General features: G+C 39.4%; 16 protein-coding genes. 11 read left to right on the top strand and 5 right to left on the bottom strand.

Annotation, left to right across the window (positions count from 1 at the left end; translation table 11 throughout):
* Positions 1 to 38 precede the first annotated feature (38 nt).
* The 5 genes from rpsA to AC4PG5_RS07520 all read left to right on the top strand — a co-directional run bounded on the left by rpsA (position 39) and on the right by AC4PG5_RS07520 (position 4,354).
* Positions 39 to 1,826 carry a 30S ribosomal protein S1 gene (rpsA, locus tag AC4PG5_RS07540; RefSeq protein ID WP_492028329.1) on the top strand — a complete coding sequence of 596 codons (1,788 nt, stop codon included), beginning with the start codon at positions 39 to 41 and terminating at the stop codon, positions 1,824 to 1,826.
* A 139-nt stretch (positions 1,827 to 1,965) separates the two neighbouring features.
* A complete protein-coding gene (locus tag AC4PG5_RS07535; protein ID WP_492028328.1) occupies positions 1,966 to 2,883 on the top strand; it encodes a ribonuclease Z in 918 nt (305 codons plus the stop codon).
* Between the two features lie 24 nt (positions 2,884 to 2,907).
* Positions 2,908 to 3,459 (top strand): RNA polymerase sigma factor, encoded by a 552-nt coding sequence (locus tag AC4PG5_RS07530; protein WP_492030715.1) that lies wholly within the window; start codon positions 2,908 to 2,910, stop codon positions 3,457 to 3,459.
* A 47-nt stretch (positions 3,460 to 3,506) separates the two neighbouring features.
* Positions 3,507 to 3,866 (top strand): hypothetical protein, encoded by a 360-nt coding sequence (locus tag AC4PG5_RS07525; RefSeq protein WP_492030714.1) that lies wholly within the window; start codon positions 3,507 to 3,509, stop codon positions 3,864 to 3,866.
* Positions 3,867 to 3,892: 26 nt separating this feature from the next.
* Positions 3,893 to 4,354: a hypothetical protein gene (locus AC4PG5_RS07520; protein ID WP_492028327.1), complete on the top strand. Its 462-nt coding sequence runs from the start codon at positions 3,893 to 3,895 to the stop codon at positions 4,352 to 4,354.
* Positions 4,355 to 4,443: 89 nt separating this feature from the next.
* On the opposite strand, the gene AC4PG5_RS07515 is transcribed toward AC4PG5_RS07520, so the two are convergent.
* Entirely contained in the window at positions 4,444 to 5,013 is a 570-nt protein-coding gene (locus AC4PG5_RS07515; protein ID WP_492028326.1) for an RNA polymerase sigma-70 factor, read from the bottom strand.
* A 295-nt stretch (positions 5,014 to 5,308) separates the two neighbouring features.
* Here AC4PG5_RS07515 and AC4PG5_RS07510 point away from each other — a divergent pair, with 295 nt between their 5' ends.
* The 5 genes from AC4PG5_RS07510 to AC4PG5_RS07490 all read left to right on the top strand — a co-directional run bounded on the left by AC4PG5_RS07510 (position 5,309) and on the right by AC4PG5_RS07490 (position 16,007).
* Positions 5,309 to 6,247, top strand: coding sequence for a FecR family protein (locus AC4PG5_RS07510; RefSeq protein WP_492028325.1), 939 nt, complete (start codon positions 5,309 to 5,311; stop codon positions 6,245 to 6,247).
* 191 nt (positions 6,248 to 6,438) lie between these two features.
* Positions 6,439 to 9,813, top strand: a complete 3,375-nt coding sequence (locus tag AC4PG5_RS07505; protein ID WP_492028324.1) for a TonB-dependent receptor — start codon at positions 6,439 to 6,441, stop codon at positions 9,811 to 9,813.
* Positions 9,814 to 9,827: 14 nt separating this feature from the next.
* Entirely contained in the window at positions 9,828 to 11,702 is a 1,875-nt protein-coding gene (locus AC4PG5_RS07500; protein ID WP_492028323.1) for a RagB/SusD family nutrient uptake outer membrane protein, read from the top strand.
* Between the two features lie 22 nt (positions 11,703 to 11,724).
* Positions 11,725 to 13,077, top strand: a complete 1,353-nt coding sequence (locus AC4PG5_RS07495; RefSeq protein ID WP_492028322.1) for a BT_3987 domain-containing protein — start codon at positions 11,725 to 11,727, stop codon at positions 13,075 to 13,077.
* Between the two features lie 68 nt (positions 13,078 to 13,145).
* The gene (locus tag AC4PG5_RS07490; RefSeq protein ID WP_492028321.1) at positions 13,146 to 16,007 is read left to right on the top strand and encodes a M60 family metallopeptidase; all 2,862 of its coding nucleotides are present in this window, start codon (positions 13,146 to 13,148) and stop codon (positions 16,005 to 16,007) included.
* A 196-nt stretch (positions 16,008 to 16,203) separates the two neighbouring features.
* On the opposite strand, the gene AC4PG5_RS07485 is transcribed toward AC4PG5_RS07490, so the two are convergent.
* The 3 genes from AC4PG5_RS07485 to AC4PG5_RS07475 all read right to left on the bottom strand — a co-directional run bounded on the left by AC4PG5_RS07485 (position 16,204) and on the right by AC4PG5_RS07475 (position 19,233).
* Complete coding sequence (locus AC4PG5_RS07485; protein ID WP_492028320.1) at positions 16,204 to 17,079, bottom strand: endonuclease/exonuclease/phosphatase family protein; 876 nt, start codon at positions 17,077 to 17,079, stop codon at positions 16,204 to 16,206.
* Between the two features lie 11 nt (positions 17,080 to 17,090).
* Positions 17,091 to 17,897, bottom strand: coding sequence for a nucleoside triphosphate pyrophosphohydrolase (gene mazG / locus AC4PG5_RS07480; RefSeq protein ID WP_492030713.1), 807 nt, complete (start codon positions 17,895 to 17,897; stop codon positions 17,091 to 17,093).
* A 175-nt stretch (positions 17,898 to 18,072) separates the two neighbouring features.
* Positions 18,073 to 19,233: a DUF3810 domain-containing protein gene (locus tag AC4PG5_RS07475; protein ID WP_492028319.1), complete on the bottom strand. Its 1,161-nt coding sequence runs from the start codon at positions 19,231 to 19,233 to the stop codon at positions 18,073 to 18,075.
* A 143-nt stretch (positions 19,234 to 19,376) separates the two neighbouring features.
* On the opposite strand from AC4PG5_RS07475, the gene AC4PG5_RS07470 reads away from it, so the two are divergent.
* Positions 19,377 to 22,007, top strand: a complete 2,631-nt coding sequence (locus AC4PG5_RS07470; protein ID WP_492028318.1) for a valine--tRNA ligase — start codon at positions 19,377 to 19,379, stop codon at positions 22,005 to 22,007.
* A gap of 465 nt (positions 22,008 to 22,472) precedes the next feature.
* Here AC4PG5_RS07470 and AC4PG5_RS07465 read toward each other — a convergent pair whose 3' ends face one another.
* Complete coding sequence (locus AC4PG5_RS07465; protein WP_492028317.1) at positions 22,473 to 24,776, bottom strand: carboxypeptidase-like regulatory domain-containing protein; 2,304 nt, start codon at positions 24,774 to 24,776, stop codon at positions 22,473 to 22,475.
* Positions 24,777 to 24,977 lie beyond the last annotated feature (201 nt).

Raw genomic sequence — 24,977 nt, 5'->3', positions numbered from 1 at the left:
TCTTATTTAATTAAAGTATTAAACAATTTTATTTATTAATGGAAAATTTAAAGAACGTTGCTCCTATTGAAGATTTCAACTGGGATGCATATGAAAAAGGGGAAGCTGTCGGAAATGTAAGCCAAGAACAACTTGAACAAGCTTATGACAGTACACTTAACAAAGTAAATGACCGTGAGGTTGTTGACGGTACTGTGATCGCTATGAACAAACGTGAAGTTGTTGTTAATATCGGTTACAAATCAGACGGTATCATTCCTTTGAATGAATTCCGTTACAATCCTGATTTGAAGATTGGAGACTCTGTAGAAGTTTACATCGAAAGCCAGGAAGACAAAAAAGGACAACTTGTTCTTTCTCACAGAAAAGCTCGCGCGACTCGTTCTTGGGATCGTGTTAATGCTGCTCTTGAAAACGAAGAAATTATTAAGGGTTACATCAAGTGCCGCACTAAGGGTGGTATGATCGTTGATGTATTCGGTATTGAAGCCTTCTTACCGGGTTCTCAGATTGATGTTAAGCCTATCCGCGATTACGATGTATTCGTTGGTAAGACAATGGAATTCAAAGTGGTTAAGATCAACCAAGAATTCAAAAACGTTGTTGTTTCTCACAAAGCTCTTATCGAAGCTGAATTGGAACAACAGAAGAAAGAAATTATCGGCAAACTTGAAAAAGGACAAGTTCTTGAAGGAACTGTTAAAAATATCACATCTTACGGTGTATTCATCGACTTGGGTGGCGTAGACGGTTTGATTCACATTACAGATCTTTCTTGGGGACGTGTTAGCGATCCTAAAGAAGTGGTTGAGTTGGATCAAAAACTTAACGTGGTTATCCTTGACTTCGATGACGAAAAGAAACGTATCGCTCTTGGCTTGAAACAATTGACTCCTCATCCATGGGATGCATTGAGCTCAGAATTGAAAGTTGGTGATAAAGTAACTGGTAAGGTTGTTGTTATGGCTGACTATGGTGCATTCATCGAAATCGCACCAGGCGTTGAAGGCTTGATCCACGTATCTGAAATGTCTTGGTCACAACACTTACGTTCTGCACAAGACTTCATGAAGGTTGGTGACGAAGTAGAAGCTGTTGTTTTAACTTTGGATCGTGACGAACGTAAGATGTCTTTGGGTATCAAACAATTGAAACAAGATCCATGGGAAGCTATCGAAGAGAAATATGCGGTAGGTTCTAAGCACACTGCTAAAGTACGTAACTTCACTAACTTCGGTGTATTTGTTGAAATCGAAGAAGGCGTTGATGGTTTGATCCACATCTCTGACTTATCATGGACTAAGAAAGTTAAACACCCATCAGAATTTACTCAGATTGGTGCTGATATCGAAGTTCAAGTATTGGAAATCGACAAAGAAAACCGTCGCTTGAGCCTTGGTCACAAACAACTTGAAGAGAATCCTTGGGATGTATTCGAAACAGTATTTACTGTAGGTTCAGTACACGAAGGTACAATCATCGAAATGTTAGACAAGGGTGCTGTTGTTGCTCTTCCTTACGGTGTTGAAGGTTTCGCTACTCCTAAGCACCTTGTAAAAGAAGATGGCTCACAAGCTCAGTTGGACGAGAAACTAGAATTCAAAGTAATCGAGTTCAACAAAGATGCTAAACGTATCATCTTGTCTCACAGCCGCATTTTTGAAGATGTTGCTAAAGCTGAAGAAAAAGTAGAAAAGAAAGCTTCTGCTAAGAAATCTACTAAGAAAGAAGACGCTCCTATGATCCAAAATCAAGCTGCATCTACTACATTGGGTGATATCGACGCATTAGCTGCTTTGAAAGAGCAACTTGAAGGAAATAAATAATAAAAATTATTTCTTTATCATAAATATAGGGTGTTCCAGTTATGGAACACCCTTTTTTATTGATTTTATTCCATGTTATACCATGAAATGGCATATATTTGCAGATGAAGAGAAAATCTTTAAAGGATGAATCTTGATTATGGAAAAATTTGAATTATATATTCTAGGGTGTGGGTCTGCATTACCAACAACGCGCCATTTCGCGACTTCACAAGTCGTCAACCTGCGTGATAAGCTTTTTATGATCGACTGTGGTGAAGGTGCACAAATGCAGCTTAGACGCTCTAGGCTTAAATTTTCTCGCTTAAATCATATTTTTATTTCTCATTTGCATGGCGACCATTGTTTTGGCTTACCGGGATTAATCTCAACTTTTGGAATGCTTGGACGGACCGCTGATTTACATATCTATTCTCCTGAAGGATTAGAAGAACTAATGCTTCCTACGCTTAACTTCTTTTGTAAAGGTTTGCCTTATCAAGTTTTTTTTCACGCTTTTGATTCTAAACATTCCGAACAAATTTATGAGGATCGGTCACTAACGGTAACAACGATCCCGTTAAAGCACCGTATACCTTGTTGCGGATTTTTGTTTGAAGAGAAGAAAACACCAAACCATATTAATCGGGAGATGATCGATTTCTTCAAGATTCCTATTTGTGAGTTAAACCGTATCAAGAACGGAGAGGATTATGTGACTGCCGATGGTGAGGTTATTGCCAACGAACGGTTGACCTTCCCTTCTGATCCTCCCCGCAAATATGCTTATTGTTCCGATACTATTTATCGCCCTTCTATTGTGGAACAGATACATGGAGTCAACCTGTTATTTCATGAAGCGACATTTGCTCAAACAGAACTGAAACGGGCTAAAGAAACGTTCCACACTACCGCTCAGCAAGCAGCGACTATTGCTTTAAAAGCGGAAGCAAAGCAACTTGTTATCGGTCATTTTTCGGCACGCTATGATGACGAAGATTCTTTATTGGAAGAGGCCTCTTCAGTATTTCCCAATACGGTATTGGCTCGTGAGAATCTTTGTATAATGATTAATTGATACTATAAAAATAAACGATAAATGATGAATCCCTATAATGAACGTGATGTGCTAAAGTTGCTTCAAGAAGAGGAGACTCGTAGAGAGGCTTTTGGACAGATCGTGTCAGCATATAGTGAGCAACTTTATTGGCAAATTCGGCGTATGGTACTTTCGCATGAGGATGCTAATGATTTGTTGCAAAATACGTTTACTAAGGCATGGATGAATCTAGAGTATTTCCGTGCGGAGGCTAAACTTTCGACATGGTTGTATCGAATAGCCATGAATGAAAGTTTGACTTTCCTAAATAAGCAACGCGCAATAACAACGATGTCTGTCGATGATTTGGAATCTGATAGTTGGAAGAAGTTGGAAAGTGATCCTTACTTCTCTGGAGATCGGATTCAGTTGATGTTGCAGAAAGCCTTGCTTACGTTACCTGAAAAACAACGGATGGTGTTTAATATGAAATATTATCAAGAGATGAAATATGAAGAGATGTCTGAGATTTTTGGGACATCTGTTGGAGCTTTAAAAGCCTCATATCATCATGCCGTAAAGAAAATAGAGAAGTATTTAACCGAACAAGATTAAACCTTTTATAAGATAGCTGGTCTAAATGAAAAGAGGAGGAATTAGTGATGAAAGAAGAAAATAATATTTATAATAAAGTAGGTAAGGATAATGCATTTAAAGTTCCGGAAGGTTATTTTGAGCAATTTAATGCAGAACTTTTAAGCAAACTTCCTGAAAGAGAGAAGGGAACCTTTGAAGAAGAAAAGATTGGGCGTTGGACAAAACTAAAGCCATTCTTATATATGGCTGCGATGTTTATTGGAGCCGCCTTAATTATCAGAGTCGCTAGTTTTACTCAGAAAGATGTGAAAACTTCAGCAGAGTCGGAAGTTGTATCTGATCAAATGATTGATACGGCTGTTGACGGAGCTATGATGGACGATTATTCGCTTTATGTCTATCTTACAGACGCGAATGTAGAATAAAAATGAATCAAATAAACTCATATAAGATGAAAAAGTTTGTAGCTTTATTAGCCATATTTTGCTTCTCTGTTTTTAATGTTTGGGCAACAAGAGGATGTGATCAACGTCTTTCTCCGGAGCAGTTTAGAGCAAAGCAAAAAGCTTTTATTATTGAAAAAGCAGGTTTAAGCCAAGAGGAGGCTTTGAAATTCTTCCCTGTTTATTTCGAACTTCAAGATCGGAAGAAACAGCTGAATGATGAATCGTGGGAACTGATCCGAAAAGGGAAAGATGAGGGAACGACAGATGCGCAATATGAAGAGATTATTGAGAGGGTGATGGATAACCGCATTGCTGCCGATCGTTTAGATAAATCCTATTTGGATAAATTTAAGAATATATTATCTTATAAGAAGATTTATTTGGTTCAAAAAGCTGAGATGCGTTTTCATCGAGAATTGCTGAAAACGGTGCATCGTAAAACTAAAGTGAGTCCTGCTAAAAAATAATGGGACATCGTTTTAATGTGCTATCGATGATTTGATGTAATATAACAAATGGGATAAAGAACTGCGAGAGAACTCGTGGTTCTTTTTGTCTATTGGATCGGTAAACAAAAAATGCAGAACAGAATAATATTCTGTTTTAGAAATTTTAGTGTTTTGGTAAGGTAACCTTCTATTGATTTTACACTTAAATTCATTTGTTCTGCAATCTCTTTGTTTGTTAAATGTTTTTTTCGACTTAATAGGAAAATCTGTTTTTGCTTCTCTGGAAGCCCATCTATTAGTAGATTAATGTATTGTCCCAATTCGGTAGCATATAACTCTTCTTCAACTTCATAATAATCTTTGAGGTTGTTTTGACTAAATGCATCTAGTACAGATAATTTATAATATTCTTTGTTTAGATTATCTCTTTTTATATTAAAGATAAGATTTCTGGTAATGATGAAGAGAAAACCTCTAAAGTTGTTTTTTTCATCGACTTGTTGCCGTGACTCCCATATTTTAATAAAAACTTCTTGTACTATTTCTTTACTTTCATCGGTGGTCGTGATATATAGTCGTGTGAAGTTATAAACTTGACTCCAATATTTGTTGTAGAGCCATTCAAAAGCATTGTGGTCACCTGCTTTAAATCGTAATATCTGCTCGACCTCGTTCATTATTTATTCCCTTCAATGAGTTTCTATGTTTGGTAAGTTCCCTACTCTTTTTTTTAATAATGATGGATATAATTATAATTATATCCTTTTTTCGCGAAAAATATTTTTTTTGAATCAATATGCTGCAAATATATAACAAAAGCTTTTGAAAAATTAGTTTTTTTTAAATAAAACATAAAATGCATGGATGCATATTGAAGATCTGTCAATTAATATTTTGATCTTTTGAATAAAGTTAGTCAAATCTTAAGGGTCTCAAACAGGTTGCGTGTATTTATTATAAAACGAATACTATATGCGCATTAACGAAGTAAAAAGATTGATTCTAAAAATGCTTAGAGAGGAACTGAATTCGAATGAAATTCAAAAGCTTTCTAACGAAAAACCTTTAGAACGTGTGATGATTGATCAATGGCAGCATGCTCCACAATATCATCAACTAGACCATGTCGAGTCATCAGAGATGTGGCATGTTGTAAAGCAGAGGAGTCTTAATCTTAAAGATCGATATAACAGAAAACGTTTACTCTCTTATTCAATTGCTGCTACGGTGGCGATATTGTTGGCAGGCGCATGGCTTGTTAATAGTTTGTTTATTGACCGGTCAGTGACAATCATAGGACAATCTGATCATAGTATGGCTTATGTTTTGCCAGATAGTTCTAGAGTGTGGGTAAAAGAAGGTAGTACTGTGACTTATTCTAGTAATTATTTAGAAAATAGAAAGATTAAATTAAAAGGGGAAGCTCTATTTTCTGTGCGGAAAAGACAAAACGCTCCTTTTTCGGTCTATACCGAACAAACGTCTGTCACGGTTAAAGGAACGGAATTTAATATTAGAGAATCGAAGGAGAATACCGAGGTGACTTTATTTAACGGAAAAGTCGTATTTAATACGTTGGCTCACAAAGGGCGCGACTTCGAAATGAAGCCCAATGATCAGATCGTTTATAATTCGATAACTGGTCAGGTTTTGAAAAAACGAGTTGATGCATTCGAATACGATTGGCGATTAGATGAGTATGTCTTTACTCGTAAGACTTTAAAAGAATTAACGACTTTTCTATATCATCTACATGGCGTGAAAATTGTTTTTGCTGATGAATCAGAGGCTGTGTCAGAGTTTACTGGCGTTATAAGGAAACAAGAATCCTTATCTGAGATCTTGAATAAAATATGTATCAGCTTCAATTTACATTATAAAAAAGAAGGAGATACAATTTTAATATATTGATATTTTGAGGGCCCTATATCTAAATATAAAAACACTATTTGATTAATACTTATGAAAAATGACCTGATTATTTATGTGTAGAATATATGTCTGATGTACATATGATTAGTTAGTCTTCTCTGTTCTAACTTGAGAATCAAACGCAAAACCGTTTGATTAAATGTTAACCTTTAAATAAATTAAGAATAAACATGAATACAACTTGTTTAAGACATTGGTACTTTATAAGTGCCGTGCTGGTTTTTTGCTTTTATCCTATGTTGAGCAATGCTGCGCAGAGCAAGGTTGTGCTTAAGGAAAAGTCTATTTCTATAAAGCAGGCAATAAAACTGATTGAGAAAAAAAGTGAATATACTTTCTTTTTTAAGGAAAGTGATATTGATGATGTCCATAAAAGGGATATTGACTGTAGGGGGACAATAAATGAAGTCCTTAACGAGGTCTTTAAAGGGAGCAATGTGACTTATGTCATTAGAAATAAAGATGTAATCTTGAAAGCTGGGGAAGTCTCACCAATGAAACAACAGCAAAATAAGAAACGAAGGATTACCGGGCTTATTATTGATAATGAACATAAAGAACCGATTATTGGAGCTAATGTCTGGTTGAAAAACAGTTCGACAGGTGCGGTAACCGATTTGAATGGAAGATATTCAATCTTAGTTGATGGCGTCGGTGGAGTACTCGAGTTTTCATATATTGGTATGAAAAAACAAGAGATCGTTATTGGAGATCAGAATGTGATAAATGTGACTCTATCTCTTGATACAGAAGTGATTGATGAAGTTGTGGTTGTTGGTTATGGACATCAAAAAAAGGAAAGCGTTGTTGGAGCAATCTCTACTATTGATATCGCTAAGCTAAATGTACCATCAGCTTCTATATCGTCTGTATTAGCGGGACAATTGGCGGGAATTGTGGCTATGACGCGTTCTGGTGAACCGGGAAAAAATAGTGCAGCTGATTTTTATATTCGTGGAGTCTCTTCTTTTAAGGGAAATACTAAACCTTTAGTCTTGGTCGATGGTATTGAACGTGAACTCGATTTGGTCGATACAGACGACATCGCTTCTTTTTCAATCTTGAAAGATGCTTCCGCATCGGCAGTATATGGCGTTCGTGGAGCTAATGGTGTTATTTTGATCACGACTAAGAAAGGAGTTGAGGGTAAACCGAAATTGAATTTGCGAACCGAGTTTGGTATGACTTCGCCAACCAAAATGCCGAAATTTGCAAATGCTCTAGAATGGGCTGAACTCTATAATGAGGCTAGTGGTACAGAGTATTATAAACCAGAGGATTTTGAGAAATATAGAACAGGGGCTGACTCTGATTTATATCCCAATGTGAACTGGATTAATGAGTTGTACCGCGATTTTGCTTATAACCAACGTGTTAATCTGAGCGTCACTGGTGGTGGAGAGATTGCAAAGTACTATATCTCAGGGGCTTTTTATAATGAAAGTTCGATTTTCAAGACAGCAGGCGATCGTTATGATTACAACTCTTCTGTTCATTATAATAAGTTCAACTTCCGTGCTAATATGGATTTTGCGTTGACTAAAAGCACGACGTTGAATATTAATATGGCCAATATTTATGAAAAGTCATTTGCTCCCGGAGCAACTAAAGATGATATTTGGGGGTACACGTTTAACACTTCTCCTAATGCTTTTCCGGTAGAATATTCTGATGGTACCATTTCTGCTCCTTCCAGTGCTTCTGGTTTTAACCCTTGGAATCTTCTTGTTCATTCTGGTTACTCTCAACAGTTTTGGAATTCTTCACAAGCTTTAGCCGGATTGACTCAGGATTTAGGCAAAATATGGGAACCCCTAAAGGGCTTGACCGCTAATATGAAATTCTCATGGGATGCTTGGAATACCTCTTCACAAATAAGGAAAAAGGAGCCGACTCAGTATCATGCCACCGGAAGAGATGAAAATGGAAACTTGGTTTTTGGTAATGCGATCTATACCGGGAGCAATGAACTTTCGTATGAGCGTAAAACTGATGGTACGATGACCACCTATATGGAGGCTTCTTTAAACTATAACCGTCTCTTTATGGAGAAACATCGTGTGGGGGCTTTGTTTTTGTATAATCATAAAATCCATAACAGAACACAAGATGATGATAAGTTCAAATCATTACCTTATAAAAACCAAGGTATTGCTGCTAGGGTAACTTATGCCTTCAAAGACACTTATTTCGCTGAGGTCAATATGGGGTATAACGGCTCTGAGAATTTTGCTCGTGGTCATCGTTTTGGCTTTTTCCCCGCTTTTGCTGCTGGTTGGATGGTATCTAATGAGAAATGGTTCGAACCTCTCATTAAGACTATCGACTTATTGAAACTAAAAGCTTCTTATGGTATTGTAGGGAATGATGATATTGGTGGAAGTCGTCGTTGGGTTTATCAACCGACCATCATTGGAGTTAACACACAAGATCCTAAAAGTTGGAACTATGGTGTAGCCGGAGGTGAAGGTGGATATGGTATTCGTGTAGGAGATGTGGAAAATCTCAATGTATCTTGGGAAGAAGCTCAAAAGACCAACATCGGTATAGAGGTTTCCTTCTTTAATAAAGTAAAAATACAAGCAGACTATTTCCACGAGAAGCGTAAGGGTATCTTCTTGCAACGTGCCGGACTGCCAGCTATTGTGGGTTTGAGTGTGGTACCTTATACTAATATTGGAGAAACTTTGAATCAAGGTTTTGATGGAACCGTAGAATATAGCCAAAGAGTAGGAGAGGTTTCTCTGACCGCTCGTGGTAATTTTACTTATAACCGTAATAAGCTATTGAATAATGATGAACCTGATTGGCAGTATAAATATCAAAATAAAATAGGAAAGCCTTTTGGTAGCAATGGAACGATGCAACCATTCGGACTCATTGCACTGGGTTTGTTTAAGGATCAAGAAGATATTGACAATAGTCCGACACAAGAGTTTGGAGAATATAGAGTTGGAGATATCAAGTATCAAGATATTAATGGAGATGGAAAGATCAACTCTTATGATAAAGTGGCCATTGGATACACCAACTTACCGGAAATTATGTATGGTTTTGGAGCCACTGCACAGTGGAAAGGTTGGGATATTAATGTATTCTTCCAAGGGGTTGCACATACGAGCTTCTTCTTAGGTGGTATAGCCATGCAACCATTCTCAAGTGGTAATATGGAGCGCTCTGCGATCAACGAAGATATTTATAGCCACGTTTGGAAAACGACCAATACACCAGAACAAAATGCTGCCGTTACTTATCCTCGATTGAGCCTAAGTGGTAAAGCCGGAGCATCGAATAATACTCAACAGTCGACCTGGAATATGCGTGATGGTAGTTTTATGAGGTTGAAGAACTTTGAGATTGGATATACCTTGCCTAAGTCGCTAATGAGTAAAACTTTTGTCAAAACATTCCGCTTATATCTTTCGGGAAACAACTTGCTGACCTTTAGCAACTTTAAGCTATGGGATCCGGAAAGAGGAAATGCAGACGGAAGTGGTTATCCACCTTCAAGAATCGTAATTCTTGGTTTTAATGCTAACTTTTAATTTAAGGAGTGATTATGAAAAAACATGGAATGAAATATATTTTATTTCTTACTTATGCTTTAAGTATGATGGTATGTACTTCTTGTGATAGCTTTTTAGATCGACAAGAAGATGAAGCTCTGACGTTCGATGCCATATGGAAAACAAGAACGACGACCAGACAATATTGGTTAAATACCATGAGCTTTTTACCTAATGATACCGAGGATTTTAACTATTCACCTTGGATGGGGGCATCCGATGAAGCTAGTGTGACTTATTCAAGAGATACCCGATGGATCAACTTCGGATCATGGAATCCGTCAAGCGTCCCTTATGAAAAGATGAGTTTATATTACAGGGGAATTAGAGAATGTAATATTTTCTTGCAAAATGCAGATAAGTGCTTGGATAATGATGCTGCAATGACTAAAGAAGAGATGGAGGTTTGGAAAGCACAAACTCATTTTGCTCGTGCTTACTACTATTTTTTAATGATGAGAGTTTATGGACCGGTATTTCTGGTTGGAGATGAATTGTTGCCTTTCGATGTCTCGACTGAAGAGTTGTACCGCCAACGTAATAGTTGGGATGAATGTGTGAACTATGTGGTTGCGGAATTGAATGAATGTATAAAGAATCCTGCAATAAAAGACTCTTGGGAGAGTGATTCTGAGAAGGGACTAGCAACTAAAGGAGCGTGTCGCGCTATTATTTCTCGATTATCTCTCTATTCGGCTCGTGATTTGTTTAACGGAAATAAGCTTTATGCTAGTTTGGTTAATCCGGACGGAACACATTTGTTTCCTCAAACGTATGATGCTAATAAATGGTTGGTTGCAGCTGAAGCTGCTAAGGTGTTGATTGATGACTCTCAGTATCAGTTGTATCGATCTAAAGATGACAATCCTTATGAGAACTATTATGGAATAACTAACACACTTTGGAACTCCGAGTTGATTTGGACTACAGGATATAAGGGACGATATACTCTAGGAGTACATACTGTACCAACGGGCTTGGCCGGTACAGCTTATGGAGGAATAGGACCAACTCAGCAGCAAGTCGATGCCTATGCGATGAAGAATGGTAAATATCCGATTACAGGATATCGTAAAGATGGTAGCCCGATATTGGATGAAGAGTCTGGTTATGTTGAGAATGAAATGGAGAAGACAACATGGACTTATCCGGCCTGGTCTGGAGCATCAGCATATTCCATAGAAGCGCCTAACATGTATAAAGATCGCGAACCTAGATTTTATGTTACCGTATTTTTTAGTGGAAGTAAGTGGCATCATGGAGGCAGTAACATGACTATGATTTCCTTTGCTAAAGGAGCTAATTCGAATAAGTCGCATGACTATCCGAAACCAGGTTATCTGCTGAATAGATTCTATGATCATACAGTCAATTCCGCTAATGGACAGTGGGGTAATGTCACATTCCCGACTTTTAGACTTGGCGAAATGTATCTTAACTTTATTGAGTCAGTTTTGGAATGTAAGAAACGTAATGTGACTCTTCCAAGTGGCTATGAGGCAAAAGCCATGGAGATTTGGAGCGATTTACGTCAACGCTCCGGTGTGCCTTCGATCACGGATGTTTACCCCAGCGCTACTGTTGAACAACTGATAGAACTTTGTAGACATGAACGTCGCATTGAACTAGCTTTTGAAAATCACCGATATTTCGACACTCGTACATGGATGATTGCCGAACAAGTTGATGGCGGTCCAATGTATGGAATGAACACCATGGCACCGGGAAGTGGCGACAAAACACCTGATGAGTTTTGGCAACGTACGGTGTTTGAGACCAGAGTCTTTAAGAAGAATCATTATCTCTATCCTTTTTCTCAACGAGAGTTAGACCGAAATAAGTTGTTAGTTCAAAATTATGGTTGGTAAGAATCTTAAATGAAGATAAAATATGAAAAATAAACGATGGTTTTTAGTCGTTCTTTGTACGACTTTATTCATTAGCATGGCTTGCAATGATAATAAAGATGAATTTTTAGAGGATTATAGAACGATCTTATCTATAAAAGAGAGTGGTGAGGTACCTTTAACGTTGTATAAAATTGCCGGTGAAGACGGTGAATACCGTGTCGTAGTGAATAAGGGGGGGGCTGTCTTGAATGCAGTGACTTCCATTCAGGCGGAGGTGATGGATAAATCGGCTTTGGATATTTATAACGTGGAGAATAACACCGAATATGTGATTTTACCTGCTAACACTTATGAATTGGGACAAACAGATTTAGCATTTGCATCATCGGACTTATATCAACAGATTAAGGTTCGATTTAAAACGGAGCAGATTTATGCGCTACCTAAAATTGAAGGAGAATATGTGTTACCTATTCGATTGGCTCAATCAACCGATTCTATCAATAATGAGAAGAAGTTGGTTATAGTTAAACCTACGATTGTGGTCCCATCCATCTATTTAGCTAAAAACGGGTATGTTTATAATGCCTTTACCGATCAACAAGATCAGATGACATTTAAATTGCCGATTAAGATGCCTTTTACCAATAAATGGGATTTTGACTGTTCAATTGGTATTGATGAGTCGTTATTGAACGATTATAATGCGGCTTCCGGTATTGATTATGCCTTATTGCCGTCTAGCTCTTACACCCTCTCTTCTAAGGTTTCTTTCACGGCTATGGATGACGAGAAAGATATTAGTTTTGAAGTTAAGCGCGAGGGGTTATCTTATGGTAATTATATCTTGCCGATCTATCTGAGTGGTTGCTCTAAATCTGATTTTGTGATTGATGAAGCTAAGAAGTCTTGTTTATACGGGATCTCTTATGTGCCTGATATGAGTAAGTTGAGCAAAGTCGCTTTAACAGAAAGTATGCTTTCTTCTAATTCTCATGCTGCCGAAGGCTCTATCGCTGCAATGTTGGATGGGGATGTGAACACTTACTTCCATTCAGATTATAGCGGTTCCGTAGCACCTCCTCACTATTTACAAGTCGCTTTAGGAACACAAGCCACAGCTTTAAGTTTCTCATTCACTGCACGCTCTTCACAAGGAAATGGAACGCCGGCAGAGATTGATGTATTAGGAAGTATGGATGGTGTTACTTTCCATAAAATGGCTATAATAACAGAAGAATTACCTCCTGCAGGTGCTGCTGGTGCTGGGAAGTCATATGCTTCACCGGTGGTTGTCGGCAAGGCATTTAAGTATCTGAGATTGGTATTCCCTAAAAATCAGTCGGGTGGTGTTTATTTTGTATTTAGTGAGTTTAGTTTAAAAACGTTATAAGTTACTACCGTTTTTAAGGAGGAAGATTTAATTTTGTTTTCTCTTCCTCCTTTTAAAGAAATTTGATTATGAAAGCACAAAACCGTTTGTTTTACCTCCTTTTTACTCTATTATCTAGTCTCTGTCTGTCTGCTTGTGCAGAACGAGTTGAGACGGAGGATTACTTTTTTGAGATAAAAGATGAAGCTCTAAAAGCTGATTTTAAAGAGACGCAAAGTTCACAAATCATACCTGTTCGAACCAATTTAGATAATGGGGAGTGGAGAGTGTCTTCCGATCAGTCTTGGTGTCTTGCGACCAAAGAGTCGTCTGGTATTAAAATTTTAGTTCTTCCGAGTGAAGAAGCCGATGTACGTACGGCTACTGTTCTGGTTAAATCGTCAATGAATGAATATACCATTTCGGTACGTCAATTGGGATACGGACCTGCTATTCTAATAAAAGAACCTAGTGTAACAGTGGAAGCGCTAGGTGGAGATTTCTCTATTGAGGTGACGTCGAACATCGAATATACCGTCACACGTTCGGCACAATCCGATTGGATCGTAGATAAACCAACTTCAAGAGGGTTCACAACTCAAACCAATACTTATTCGGTTAGTGCTAACCTTTCTTTCGAATCGCGTACAGCTGTGTTTAACTATGCCGGTAAAGATAATCCGGATGTTTCCGCAAATTGTAAGGTTACCCAAATCGGTAAAAAGACAGGGTTATCTGATGTGGTCATAGAGGGAGATCTTCAGATTGTACCCATCGGTGGAAAAGACAATCAACATCATGCAGGTAATGATATCACTAAAAGCTTTGATGGTAAAAAAGGGGCGGGAACCGAACCTTATCATTCACCTTGGCAAAAGCCATATGATGATCCGACAACCGAGTTTCCGGTTGTTTTAGAATATTTTTTCGATGGAACCAAAGACTTGGATTATCTGGTCTATCATACTCGGAGTGGTAACGGGAACTTTGGACAATTAGATCTTTATCTTTCTACTCAATCTACCCCAGAGTACACTTTTTATAAGAGTTATGATTTTATGGAACAAAATTCATCTAGCCGTATTGACTTTGATCAGAAGATCGAGAAAGTCAAGCAGGTGAAGTTCGTTGTAAAAAGTGGTTTGAATGGTTTTGTGAGTTGCGATGAGATGGAGTTCTTTCAGGCCAATCTATCCAAAGTTTTGGAAAATAAATTATTAACTGTTTTTCAAGACGTGACTTGTACGGCTTTGAAAGCTGGGGTCACTTCCGAACAGATTAACGCTTTACCAGGATATTTTGCTCATATTGCGATACAACTAAAGGATGGAACGTACGACTCTTGGGAGAAAGAGTTTAGAGTTCGTTCGTATGCACCGTATAGCATTGAAACGGAATGGGCCGATAAGTTGATGACTAAAAAATATTCCAATCTGGATAATCCTACGGGAATCTATGTTGAATCAGGTGATTCTATCGTCGTATTGGTGGGTGAAACTCATGGACAGAAAATAAAGATTAATTGCATCGGTGAGGAAACAACAGGGTTTGGAGAGACAAAGACCTATGTACAGACAGAAGCTAATGGTGAACAATATTATTTAAAAGAGGGGGTCAATAAGATTGGATTCCATAAAAAGGGAATGCTGTTTATAATGTATAATGCTGATCTCTCTTTACCCACCGCTCAGCCGATAAAGATTCATATCCCACTTGGAAGTGGAAATGTTTCCGGGTTTTTTGACTTGAAAGAGCATAAAACGAACGACAAATATCAAGAATTGATAGATAAGTCAACTTATAAGTATTTTTGTGTCCGTGGGGATAAGATTATATTTTATTTCCATAAAGATAAAATGAAAGAAGCGGTACCTTATGATATCCTTTCGGCTATAAATTTATGGGACGATATTGTAGGATGGGAGCAAGAATTGATGGGTATAGAGAATGTCCGACCTCAGTTTGTCAACAACCATTTGTTTGCAATGTCTCCTGAAGGAAGTTATATGTGGGCTTCTGACTATCGTATCGCTTTTGTATACACCTATCTAAAGAATATCTTATTGAAAGAGAATGTTATGGCAGCTAAGGATAATGCTTGGGGACCGGCACATGAGATCGGGCATATCCATCAGAAAGCCATAAATTGGCCGGGTTCATCGGAATCTTCCAATAACCTATTCTCAAATTATATCTTATATAAATTAGGTAAATACTGTTCTCGTGGATCAGAGCTGAAATCGCTTGCCGAAGCTCGCTTCGTAAATGGACAGGCTTGGTGTAACATGGGGAGCGCTACTCATCAAAATGAGGACACTGAAGTTCATATGCGTATGAATTGGCAGCTCTGGAATTATTATCACCGTTGTGGCTATAAGGCCAATTTCTGGCAGACATTATTTAAGTTAATGCGTGAGAATAGAATCGATGAGTCTAACCCCGGTGCCGGACAGCTATTGTTCGCTAAGATGGCCTCTAAGGCAGCGAACGAGGACTTAACGGATTTCTTTGAAATGTGGGGCTTCTTTGTTCCGGTCGATATGACTATCGAACAGTATGGTACATTCCGATATCTGGTGACTGATCAGATGATTAATGAAGCCAAAAACTATATGGCTCAGTTCCCTAAAGCCAAACATGCCTTCTATTATTTAGAGGATCGCAAAAGAGGGGATGTCGGACTAGATATAACACCGCCTGATGTTGGGTATTATTCACAGTTTAAGAATAATCAGAAAATAACAAAAACGGTGACTTGTACACAAAGCGGTCAACGTGTCACCATTCAGAATGGGGATGAAGCTGTCGCTTTCGAGATTAAGAGAGGGGACCGACTGGTTTACTTTGCCAATATGTACTCTTTCGATGTTCCGATGTCTATTGATCTGACCACAACACAGATCTACGCCGTTCAGGCAGATGGAACGAGAGTGTTGGTGCAAAAAAAATAGAACATAAGAAATAAAAGATCAAAAGAGCCTGTCAAGATAAATCTTCAGATAGGCTCTTTTGATCTTTTTATCCCAATTCTTTAGGCTCTGTTCCTACTTCCTGTGGGTTGTTCTTTCCTCAAGTTGTGAGTTCCTTTCTATCCTTTACTTCCAGCAGATCAATACCTCCTCTGGGAAGATGTAGAGGTTGTGGTGATTACTTTTTGGGAATAAACAGACTGATACCAATCGGATAGTGATCGGATAGATAATCAGTGTCCGGACCATTGTAGATCTCTGCATCTACACACTTGGAGTTTAGATCGTTGGTGACAAAGATGAAGTCAATCCGTTCTTGTTGGCGGCGTAAGGCTTCTCCTTTAGGTGAACTAGCCAATATACGGGTCGGAAAAGAGTAACGTTGATTGTCAGGGGTGAACTTGTAGCAGATGTCATGCAAGGAAGCAGCCATAAAGGTCGAGATCACAGCATAATCCTCCGAGTGTTCACTTTCCCAAGATGCATCAAAAGGAGAATGAGCATTCATGTCTCCCATCAATAAACAGTTCATGAGCTGATTCTCGTGTATGTAGTTCACGATATTATCGGCTTCTTGCTTACGCTTCAAACGATCGGAAGGATTCAGGTGCGTCACCAGAAAATCCATATCTAGCACTTTACAATGTAATAGCCCGTGACCGTAGCCTTCCAGTTTCCTATCGATGACTTTGAGCGGAGTTTTTGAGGTTAGGCCAACCGGATAGCCTTTCTCTTTCACAATAGCGACATAAGGATGACCATAACTAGCGGCTAATGCTTTCAACTTGGCTTCGGTAAAACCACAAAGCTCGTTCAAGGCTAAGACATCAGGAGATTGTTCTTTTACCCAAGCCGTAAAGCGGGCCATGCGATCTTTATCTTCACCACGACCGAACCCCTCCATAATGTTGTAAGAGATAATCTTGACTTTCACTCGATCTGTACGCCAATCGCGCTCGTAGGTCTTTGTGTTTTGCGCATTTACGCCTAAACTCGAACTGCCCATTAATAACAGTAGTAATAAACTGCACCAACTGTTGAGTAAGTTTCTCATTTTATAATGTTTTATCTGTTTTTGATTGTTGCTCTCTCGATTTGCTTAGCCTCTTCCCAGATTTTATCCATGTCTTGAAGCGACATCTCTTTAAGACTATGTCCTTGTTTGATGGTACGTTCTTCAAGATAGTTAAAGCGATGAATAAATTTCTGATTGGTACGCTCTAATGCATTCTCCGGGTTGATGCCGTATAGACGGGCCGCATTGATGATGCTGAAGAATAGATCACCAAACTCAGCTTCGGCTTTATCTTGATCTAAATGAGCAATCTCGGCTTGAAGTTCGCCAAACTCCTCTTTAACCTTGTCCCAGACGTCTTCCTTCTCTTCCCAATCGAATCCCACATTGCGCGCTTTATCTTGAATGCGATAAGCCTTGATCAGTGCCGGCAAGGCCGCCGGAACGCCACTCAGCACACTCGTGTTTCCGCCTTTCTCTTTTAGCTTCAACTGTTCCCAGTTCTCCGAAACCTGTCCCGCCGTTTCGACCTTCACCTCTCCAAAGACATGCGGATGGCGAAAGATGAGCTTATCGCACAAACGGTCGCATACATCTTTCATATCGAAGTCGCCCGTTTCGGAAGCGATCTTCGCATAGAAGGCCACATGAAGCAAGACATCGCCCAACTCTTTACAAATCTCTTTCTTATCGTCACGCATTAAAGCGTCGCATAGTTCATAAGTTTCTTCTATCGTGTTGGGGCGTAAGCTTGTATTAGTCTGTTTCTTGTCCCACGGACATTTCTCGCGTAGTTCATCGAGGATATCTAAAAAACGGCCAAAGGCTTTCATCTGTTCTTCTCTGGTATGTTGCATCATATTTGAATATAAGTTAGTTAGTAATCAATGAATCAATAAATGAATGAATAAATGAATGAATTTGTTAATCGTTTTATCGTTTTTATGGGTTATTATGAGGCTGGCTGTCAGGGTTGGTTTAACTGTTGTTATCAGTCGCCTAATCTGATCTGTTGCCTAATCTGATCTACTGCTAGTCTGATCTATCGTTGGCTTGACCGATTGTTGGCCTGTTCGGTTTGTCGTTATCGACTATCTCGTTCAGATGCTGTTGATAAGCGATGAGAAGGCTGACCACTTCTGAATAGTTCTTCCTTCCGCTTTCTATTTGGTTCTTTTTGAGGTAAAGGTCATAGATCCACCCTTGGAGTCGTCCGATGGTGGGACTGTATTTGCTCATCCAATAACGGTGGCTCTCTTCAGCTAGAGTGATGATCTCCGGACGGATGCGGTTCACGGCTCGTTCATAATCACTTTCCGGGAGTAAGCGTGCTGCATTGCCTAGCACATGATGCAGGATGGAGTAATAACCGCTGAATCGGATGCCGCCGACGGTCGACCGGGTGCAAACCTGATAGGCATAGAAGTTTGCTTCTGCCTCAATCGTGATACCCAGTAAATGAGAGAGTTCGTGGGCATAAGTGGCCGGATATTCCGAAGGTAAAAGATCGCCGTTGACGGTAAACTCGCAGAAGAATGGAGCCATGCTGCCGGTAACCCCTACTTTTGAGATGAATGGAGTAAACAACATCGTTTTAACGTTGAGGCTTTGATGAGGCGGACGATGCACGCCTAGCGAGTCGCTCAACTGATCATATAATCGGATACATTCCGCTTCGATGAGCGGTTGATCGATAGACGTCACCTTGGTGTAGCTTCGATTCAGACGAATGATATAATCGTCGAGGAAAGCTCGGAAGATCGTTTCGTCGTACGCAATGTAGGCGATCCGGTTTCGGTGGTAGAAATCTTTCTGCCAATAGTTCAGTCCCCATGCGATGTAAAACCAGACATAGATCCACAGCAATCCCTCGACTTCGCGGCGAACGATCGTTTTCCAAGATCTCTTTTTGAAGGCGGCGTAGATGGGGTAAGCAATCACCAAAACGATGGCTATAAAGACAAACAGCTCGCCGATAGAGAAGGGGATAGGTCCTGAAAGTCCCGATAGGACGAACGACAGAACCGGATAAAAGTGACGGGCATAGCCTTCACCTAAGGTCGGAACGGTCTGAACCATCCACACGGTGAATAATAAGATTACGAGGCTCAGATATCGGATGAGTCGTCTTTTTTTTCTGCGATCGCGAGAGCTCTTCTCCCAAAAATGGATGATTTGTTTCTTCAGGTTCATACTTCTAGCTTTCTTTCGAACAACAAAAGTACATAATCTTATGACTATATTCTACTTAATTTATTAATTTTGCAGCTGAATTTCTTAAATGATTTTCTCAAATTTAGAAATAATAATTAATTATCATACATATTACAAGTAAAATGGAATTAGCTAGTAAGTACAATCCCGTTGACGTGGAGGGAAAGTGGTATCAGTATTGGCTGCACCACAAATTATTCAGTTCGAAACCCGATGGCCGTGAACCTTACACTGTCGTCATCCCGCCTCCTAACGTCACTGGTGTGCTACACATGGGACACATGCTTAACAATACCATTCAGGATATTCTTGTTCGCCGTGCTCGCATGGAGGGCAAAAATGCGTGTTGGGTTCCGGGTACCGACCATGCTTCTATTGCTACGGAAGCGAAGGTGGTGAACCGCTTGGCTTCTCAAGGCATTAAGAAAACTGATTTGTCGCGTGATGAGTTCTTGAAGCATGCCTGGGAATGGACTGATGAGCATGGTGGCATTATCTTAAAGCAGCTTCGCCGCTTGGGCGCTTCTTGCGATTGGGAACGTACGGCGTTTACCATGGACGAGACGCGTAGCGAAAGTGTGTTGAAAGTGTTTGTCGATCTATATAACAAAGGACTGATCTATCGTGGTGTTCGTATGGTCAACTGGGACCCGAAAGCGTTAACTGCTTTATCGGATGAAGAGGTGATCTACAAAGAAGAGCACGGTAAGCTCTATTACTTGAGATACCGGATTGAAGGCGAAGAAGGGTATGCGATTGTAGCTACCACTCGTCCTGAAACCATCATGGGTGATACGGCCATGTGTATCAATCCGAACGACCCGAAGAACCAACACTTGAAGGGTAAGAAGGTGATCGTGCCTTTGGTGAACCGTGTGATTCCGGTGATTGAAGATGATTATGTGGACATCGAGTTTGGTACCGGCTGTTTGAAAGTGACTCCGGCTCACGACGTGAACGACTATATGTTGGGTGAGAAGTATAACTTGCCAAGTATCGATATTTTCAACGACAATGGTACGTTGAGCGATGCCGCAGGCATGTATGTCGGTATGGATCGTTTCGATGTGCGTAAACAGATTGAAAAAGATTTAGAAGCTGCCGGTCTGCTCGAAAAGACAGAGGCTTATACCAATAAAGTGGGATATTCGGAACGTACCAACGTGGTGATCGAACCGAAGTTGTCGATGCAGTGGTTCTTGAAGATGGAACATCTGGCAGAGATCGCTTTAGGTCCGGTGATGAACGATGATATCAAGTTCTATCCTCCTAAATATAAAAACACTTACCGTCACTGGATGGAGAACATCAAAGACTGGTGTATCAGTCGCCAGTTGTGGTGGGGACATCGTATCCCGGCTTATTTCTTGCCGGAAGGTGGCTATGTGGTGGCGTTGACTCCCGAAGAAGCTTTGACCAAAGCGATCGAGAAGACCGGAAATGCGGCCTTGAAGATTGAAGACTTGCGTCAAGACGAAGATTGTTTGGACACTTGGTTCTCTTCTTGGTTGTGGCCGATCTCGTTGTTCGACGGTATTAACGATCCGAACAATGAAGAATTGAATTACTATTACCCAACTAGCGACTTGGTGACCGGACCGGATATTATCTTCTTCTGGGTGGCTCGTATGATCATGGCGGGTTACGAATACAAAGGTCAGATGCCGTTTAAGAATGTCTATTTCACCGGTATCGTTCGCGATAGCTTAGGACGTAAGATGTCTAAATCGTTGGGTAACTCTCCTGATCCTCTCGACTTGATCGATAAATATGGGGCCGACGGGGTACGTATGGGAATGATGTTGGCGGCTCCGGCCGGTAACGACATCCTGTTCGATGAGTCACTTTGCGAACAAGGACGTAACTTTAATAATAAGATTTGGAATGCCTTCAGACTGATCAAGGGCTGGAGAGTAGACGATACGATCCAACCATCGGCAGCGGCCTCTTTGGCCACACAATGGTTCGAATCGAAACAAAACGCAGTGGCCAATGAAGTAGCCGACTTGTTTAGCAAGTATCGTTTGAGCGAAGCGTTGATGGCGGTTTACAAACTATTCTGGGATGAGTTCTCGTCTTGGTACTTGGAAATGATTAAGCCGGCTTATGGAGAAGCGATCGACTCGATGACCTACAATGCAACACGTTGTTTCTTGGATAATCTCTTGCATCTGTTACATCCGTTTATGCCGTTCATCACGGAAGAGATCTGGCAGAACATGTTCGAACGCGAAGAGGGTGAGAGCTTGATGATTCACCCGTTGACGATGGACAGTCAGGTTGATCAAGAACTTGTTGCTCAGTTCGAAGTGGTTAAGGAGGTGATTAGTGCGATCCGTACCATCCGTCTTCAGAAGAATATCGCTCAGAAAGAGGCTTTGGAATTGCAAGTTTTAAATGCTAATCCTGTGGCTGAGTTTGTGGCTGTGATCGAGAAGTTGTGTCATCTTTCTTCGGTAACCGTTGTGGACTCGAAGCCGGAAGGTGCAGCGACGTTCATGGTTGGAACAACTGAATATGCCGTACCATTGGGTAACATGATCGACGTTGAGGCTGAGATCACTCGTATGGAAGCTGAGCTGAAACATAAGCAAGGGTTCTTGATGGGGGTGATGAAGAAGTTGAGCAACGAGAAGTTCGTGAACAATGCTCCTGCTACTGTCTTGGACTTGGAACGCAAGAAACAAGCGGATGCTGAAAGTATCATTAAGTCGCTCGAAGAAAGTATCGCTGCTTTAAAGAAAAGCAAATAAGAGTGTATCAACAACGAATGATCGGTTAGCCGATTGATGTTGTCGAGATAGAATGTTTTAGAATGTCCTCTATGGATCGATGTGAAGTCGAGCCCTAGAGGACTTCTTTTTTTGAGGAGGATGAGCTTGCAGAATCTCAAGAAAACGTTCTATCTTCTGTATAGTGAATTAGGAAGTCTAATGAATAAAGTGTAGCCTTTTCGACCCAAAATTTAGATGCGGTCGTTGTGGCCCTGAGATGCGGTGCTTGTGCTGACGAGGTACGGTCGTTGTGAGGCTGGAATACGGTCGTTGTGGCGCTGGAGTACGGTCGTTGTAGTACTGGTGTGCGGTCGTTATGGCACTATGTCAGTTAACTATTTGGGTTGATCGTTTTTCGTCTTATTCACCATGTCGGTTGCCTCTGATTAAATTTACTTCTAAATCCGGTTGCCTCATTAAATTGCTAAGTCTCAACTAGCTTGATTATTTTTTTCCAACTAAAATACCGAAATCTGTATCTTTATTATTAATACGCTTATTCTGTCTTTGATTATTCTTACCAAAATCAAGATTGAATGATATATTTACCATGAAAAAAGGACTTAAGTTGTTTGAATAGGCGTGTAGAATATTTTGTGCTATTTTAGATAAATTACAAGTTTCTTGTTGATACCGTTTGGTGAATAGGTTTATCGCACTAGCTCCAACACTCCATCGCTCTGCGTTATACCCAATTTTAATTGAATGTGATTTTTCTTCTTTCGAAAGCGTTTCTCCCCATAACACATGTTCGCTTGTGTTCATTTCGGCTAATAAGGCCCAATTCTTATACATAGCCATTAGACTGCCTCTAAATCCATAGTTGGTATGTGTGTGTATATAATCGTTTCCATGACTGATGTATCGGTTCATAAACGGAGCCAGTCTAATTGTTAAATACTCCTTCCACGGTGACAGTGTGAATGTTGAACTTAAATTAAGACGGTGAAAGCTACGTTGGTTTTCGCTTGTTCGTATTACATAGTTATCTTCCAAATATGAACTCTCCATAATTGGTCTATTGTCATAACTGTATCTTCCAAATAGTTCTATTGAGACGTTTCGACCGGAAAAACTTGCCGATAGTGTATTCGCATAAAAGGTTACTGCTCTCAAATCCGGATTACCCTTCTTTTTTTGATAAGTATCTATCGTTTGAGTTACGTTGTTCAGATCAGCTAAAGAAGGAGCATAGCTTGAGACGTAACTGTTATAGCGTAAGAACCAGTGTTTGTCAATGGAATATGATAGACTTAACGAAGGACGGCATATTAATTTTGATTGAGATAAATCATCTTGTTGATTATAGGTATTCATTGCTCCTAATCCAATTTTAAAGTTTAATCCTTTAAATGAAGATTGCCATTCCCCAAAAGCATAGGTTTCAGAAATAGTCATATCAATGGTTGTATTGGTATCACCATTATAGCGGTTTGTCAAAAAAGACTGTGTCTGTTTGATCCCTGCTGTTAATGTTCCTTTTTCAGATGTTTTTTCATAGATGCCTTCGGCAATGATAGAATATTTTTTCCCATCTACTGTGGAGGTTATCTCATTAGAATGATTTGCATTTGCCATACGAAACAACTTAGAGGATTTACTCTTCAAATAAGTACCAACGACATCAATGTATAATTTCTGTTTATTTTTTAAAGATTGCTGATAGTAGATGTCTATAGAGGGAATATTGGTTTTGGATGACGTTTTATCAGATACTAAATAGCTCTCTGTCCCTTGGATGAGTTGACTTTCACGATCACTGATGGAATTTGGCATATCATTTATTTTATCGGATAAGGTTATGCTTAACATCTTATTTTCATGGTGATAGTAATTATAATTTAAGATAAAATTGAGGTCGGCATATTTTATCTTTGTTGGATATCCAATCTCTATATTATTTATCACATTATCTGGTAAATTGAGCGTTTCATAGTTCTCACGTATCCATTTGAAGTTTCTTTGTTCCATTGCCAAGACTGCCGATAATTCGGATGTATTGGTGTTATATTTTGCTGAGATATTGTATTCCCCGTAACCGAGTAATGATACGCCATTTGTGAAATCACCAGAGACATTGCCCCCTTTCTTATTGTGTCGAACGATATAATTTATTACTGCACATGTATTTCCATATCGAAGTCCGGGATTATCAAGGTACTCTATTCTGAGAATATCTTTAGGTTGTAAAGCGATAACTTCTGAATGTGTTGTTTCTCTTCCATTGATACGCAACTGTACGTTTCCACCCCCTGATATTGTAACTGAGTTATTTATGGGATTGATTAATAATTTAGATAATTGCAGGTTTTGTAATAGAGTGAAACCATTGCTCGATGCTTTTCTCTGCTTTTCTGTTGGTAACACAATTTGTCTATCTGTCTTTTTTAGCACTGATGAAGCCGTAATGGTGACCTCACTTAATTGTACATTATGGGGTGTTAATTCAATTTTTCCAAGAGACAAATCCGACTTTAGATTTCTGATAGTAATGGATAACCCATCGTATCCTATGTATGAAATGCGTAAAACAAAATCTCCATCCTTTACATTATTGATTTCGAACTTCCCTGAAAGATCTGTTGTACTTCCTGATATAAGTATTGAGTCGCTCGACATAAGGGCAACTGTGGCATATGAGACATTAGAATGAGTGGAAATATCGACGATGGTTCCTTCTATCTTGTTCTTTCCAACTGCGCTATGTTGCATCCAAAGCAAACAAATAAATAAAATAAACTGCTTCATAAATTATAGAATTGTTGATTATAACGATTGTTTAAATTGTGACAAAGTTAAGGGAAGGCAATGGGACTTTACATTTATATCGACAATTAAAAAAAGTGCATCTGTTTTTGTAATTAATTGAATAATAGTAGATTGTGATGAATTAAATAATGAAAAGTTTATATCGGGTTAGTCTAGCTTTATATTTAAAAGAATAGACTT

Source organism: Bacteroides sp. QWL-09 (assembly GCF_058683585.1).
The sequence above is the reverse complement of the archived record's forward strand: the minus strand, read 5'-3'. Positions and strand labels throughout refer to the sequence as shown.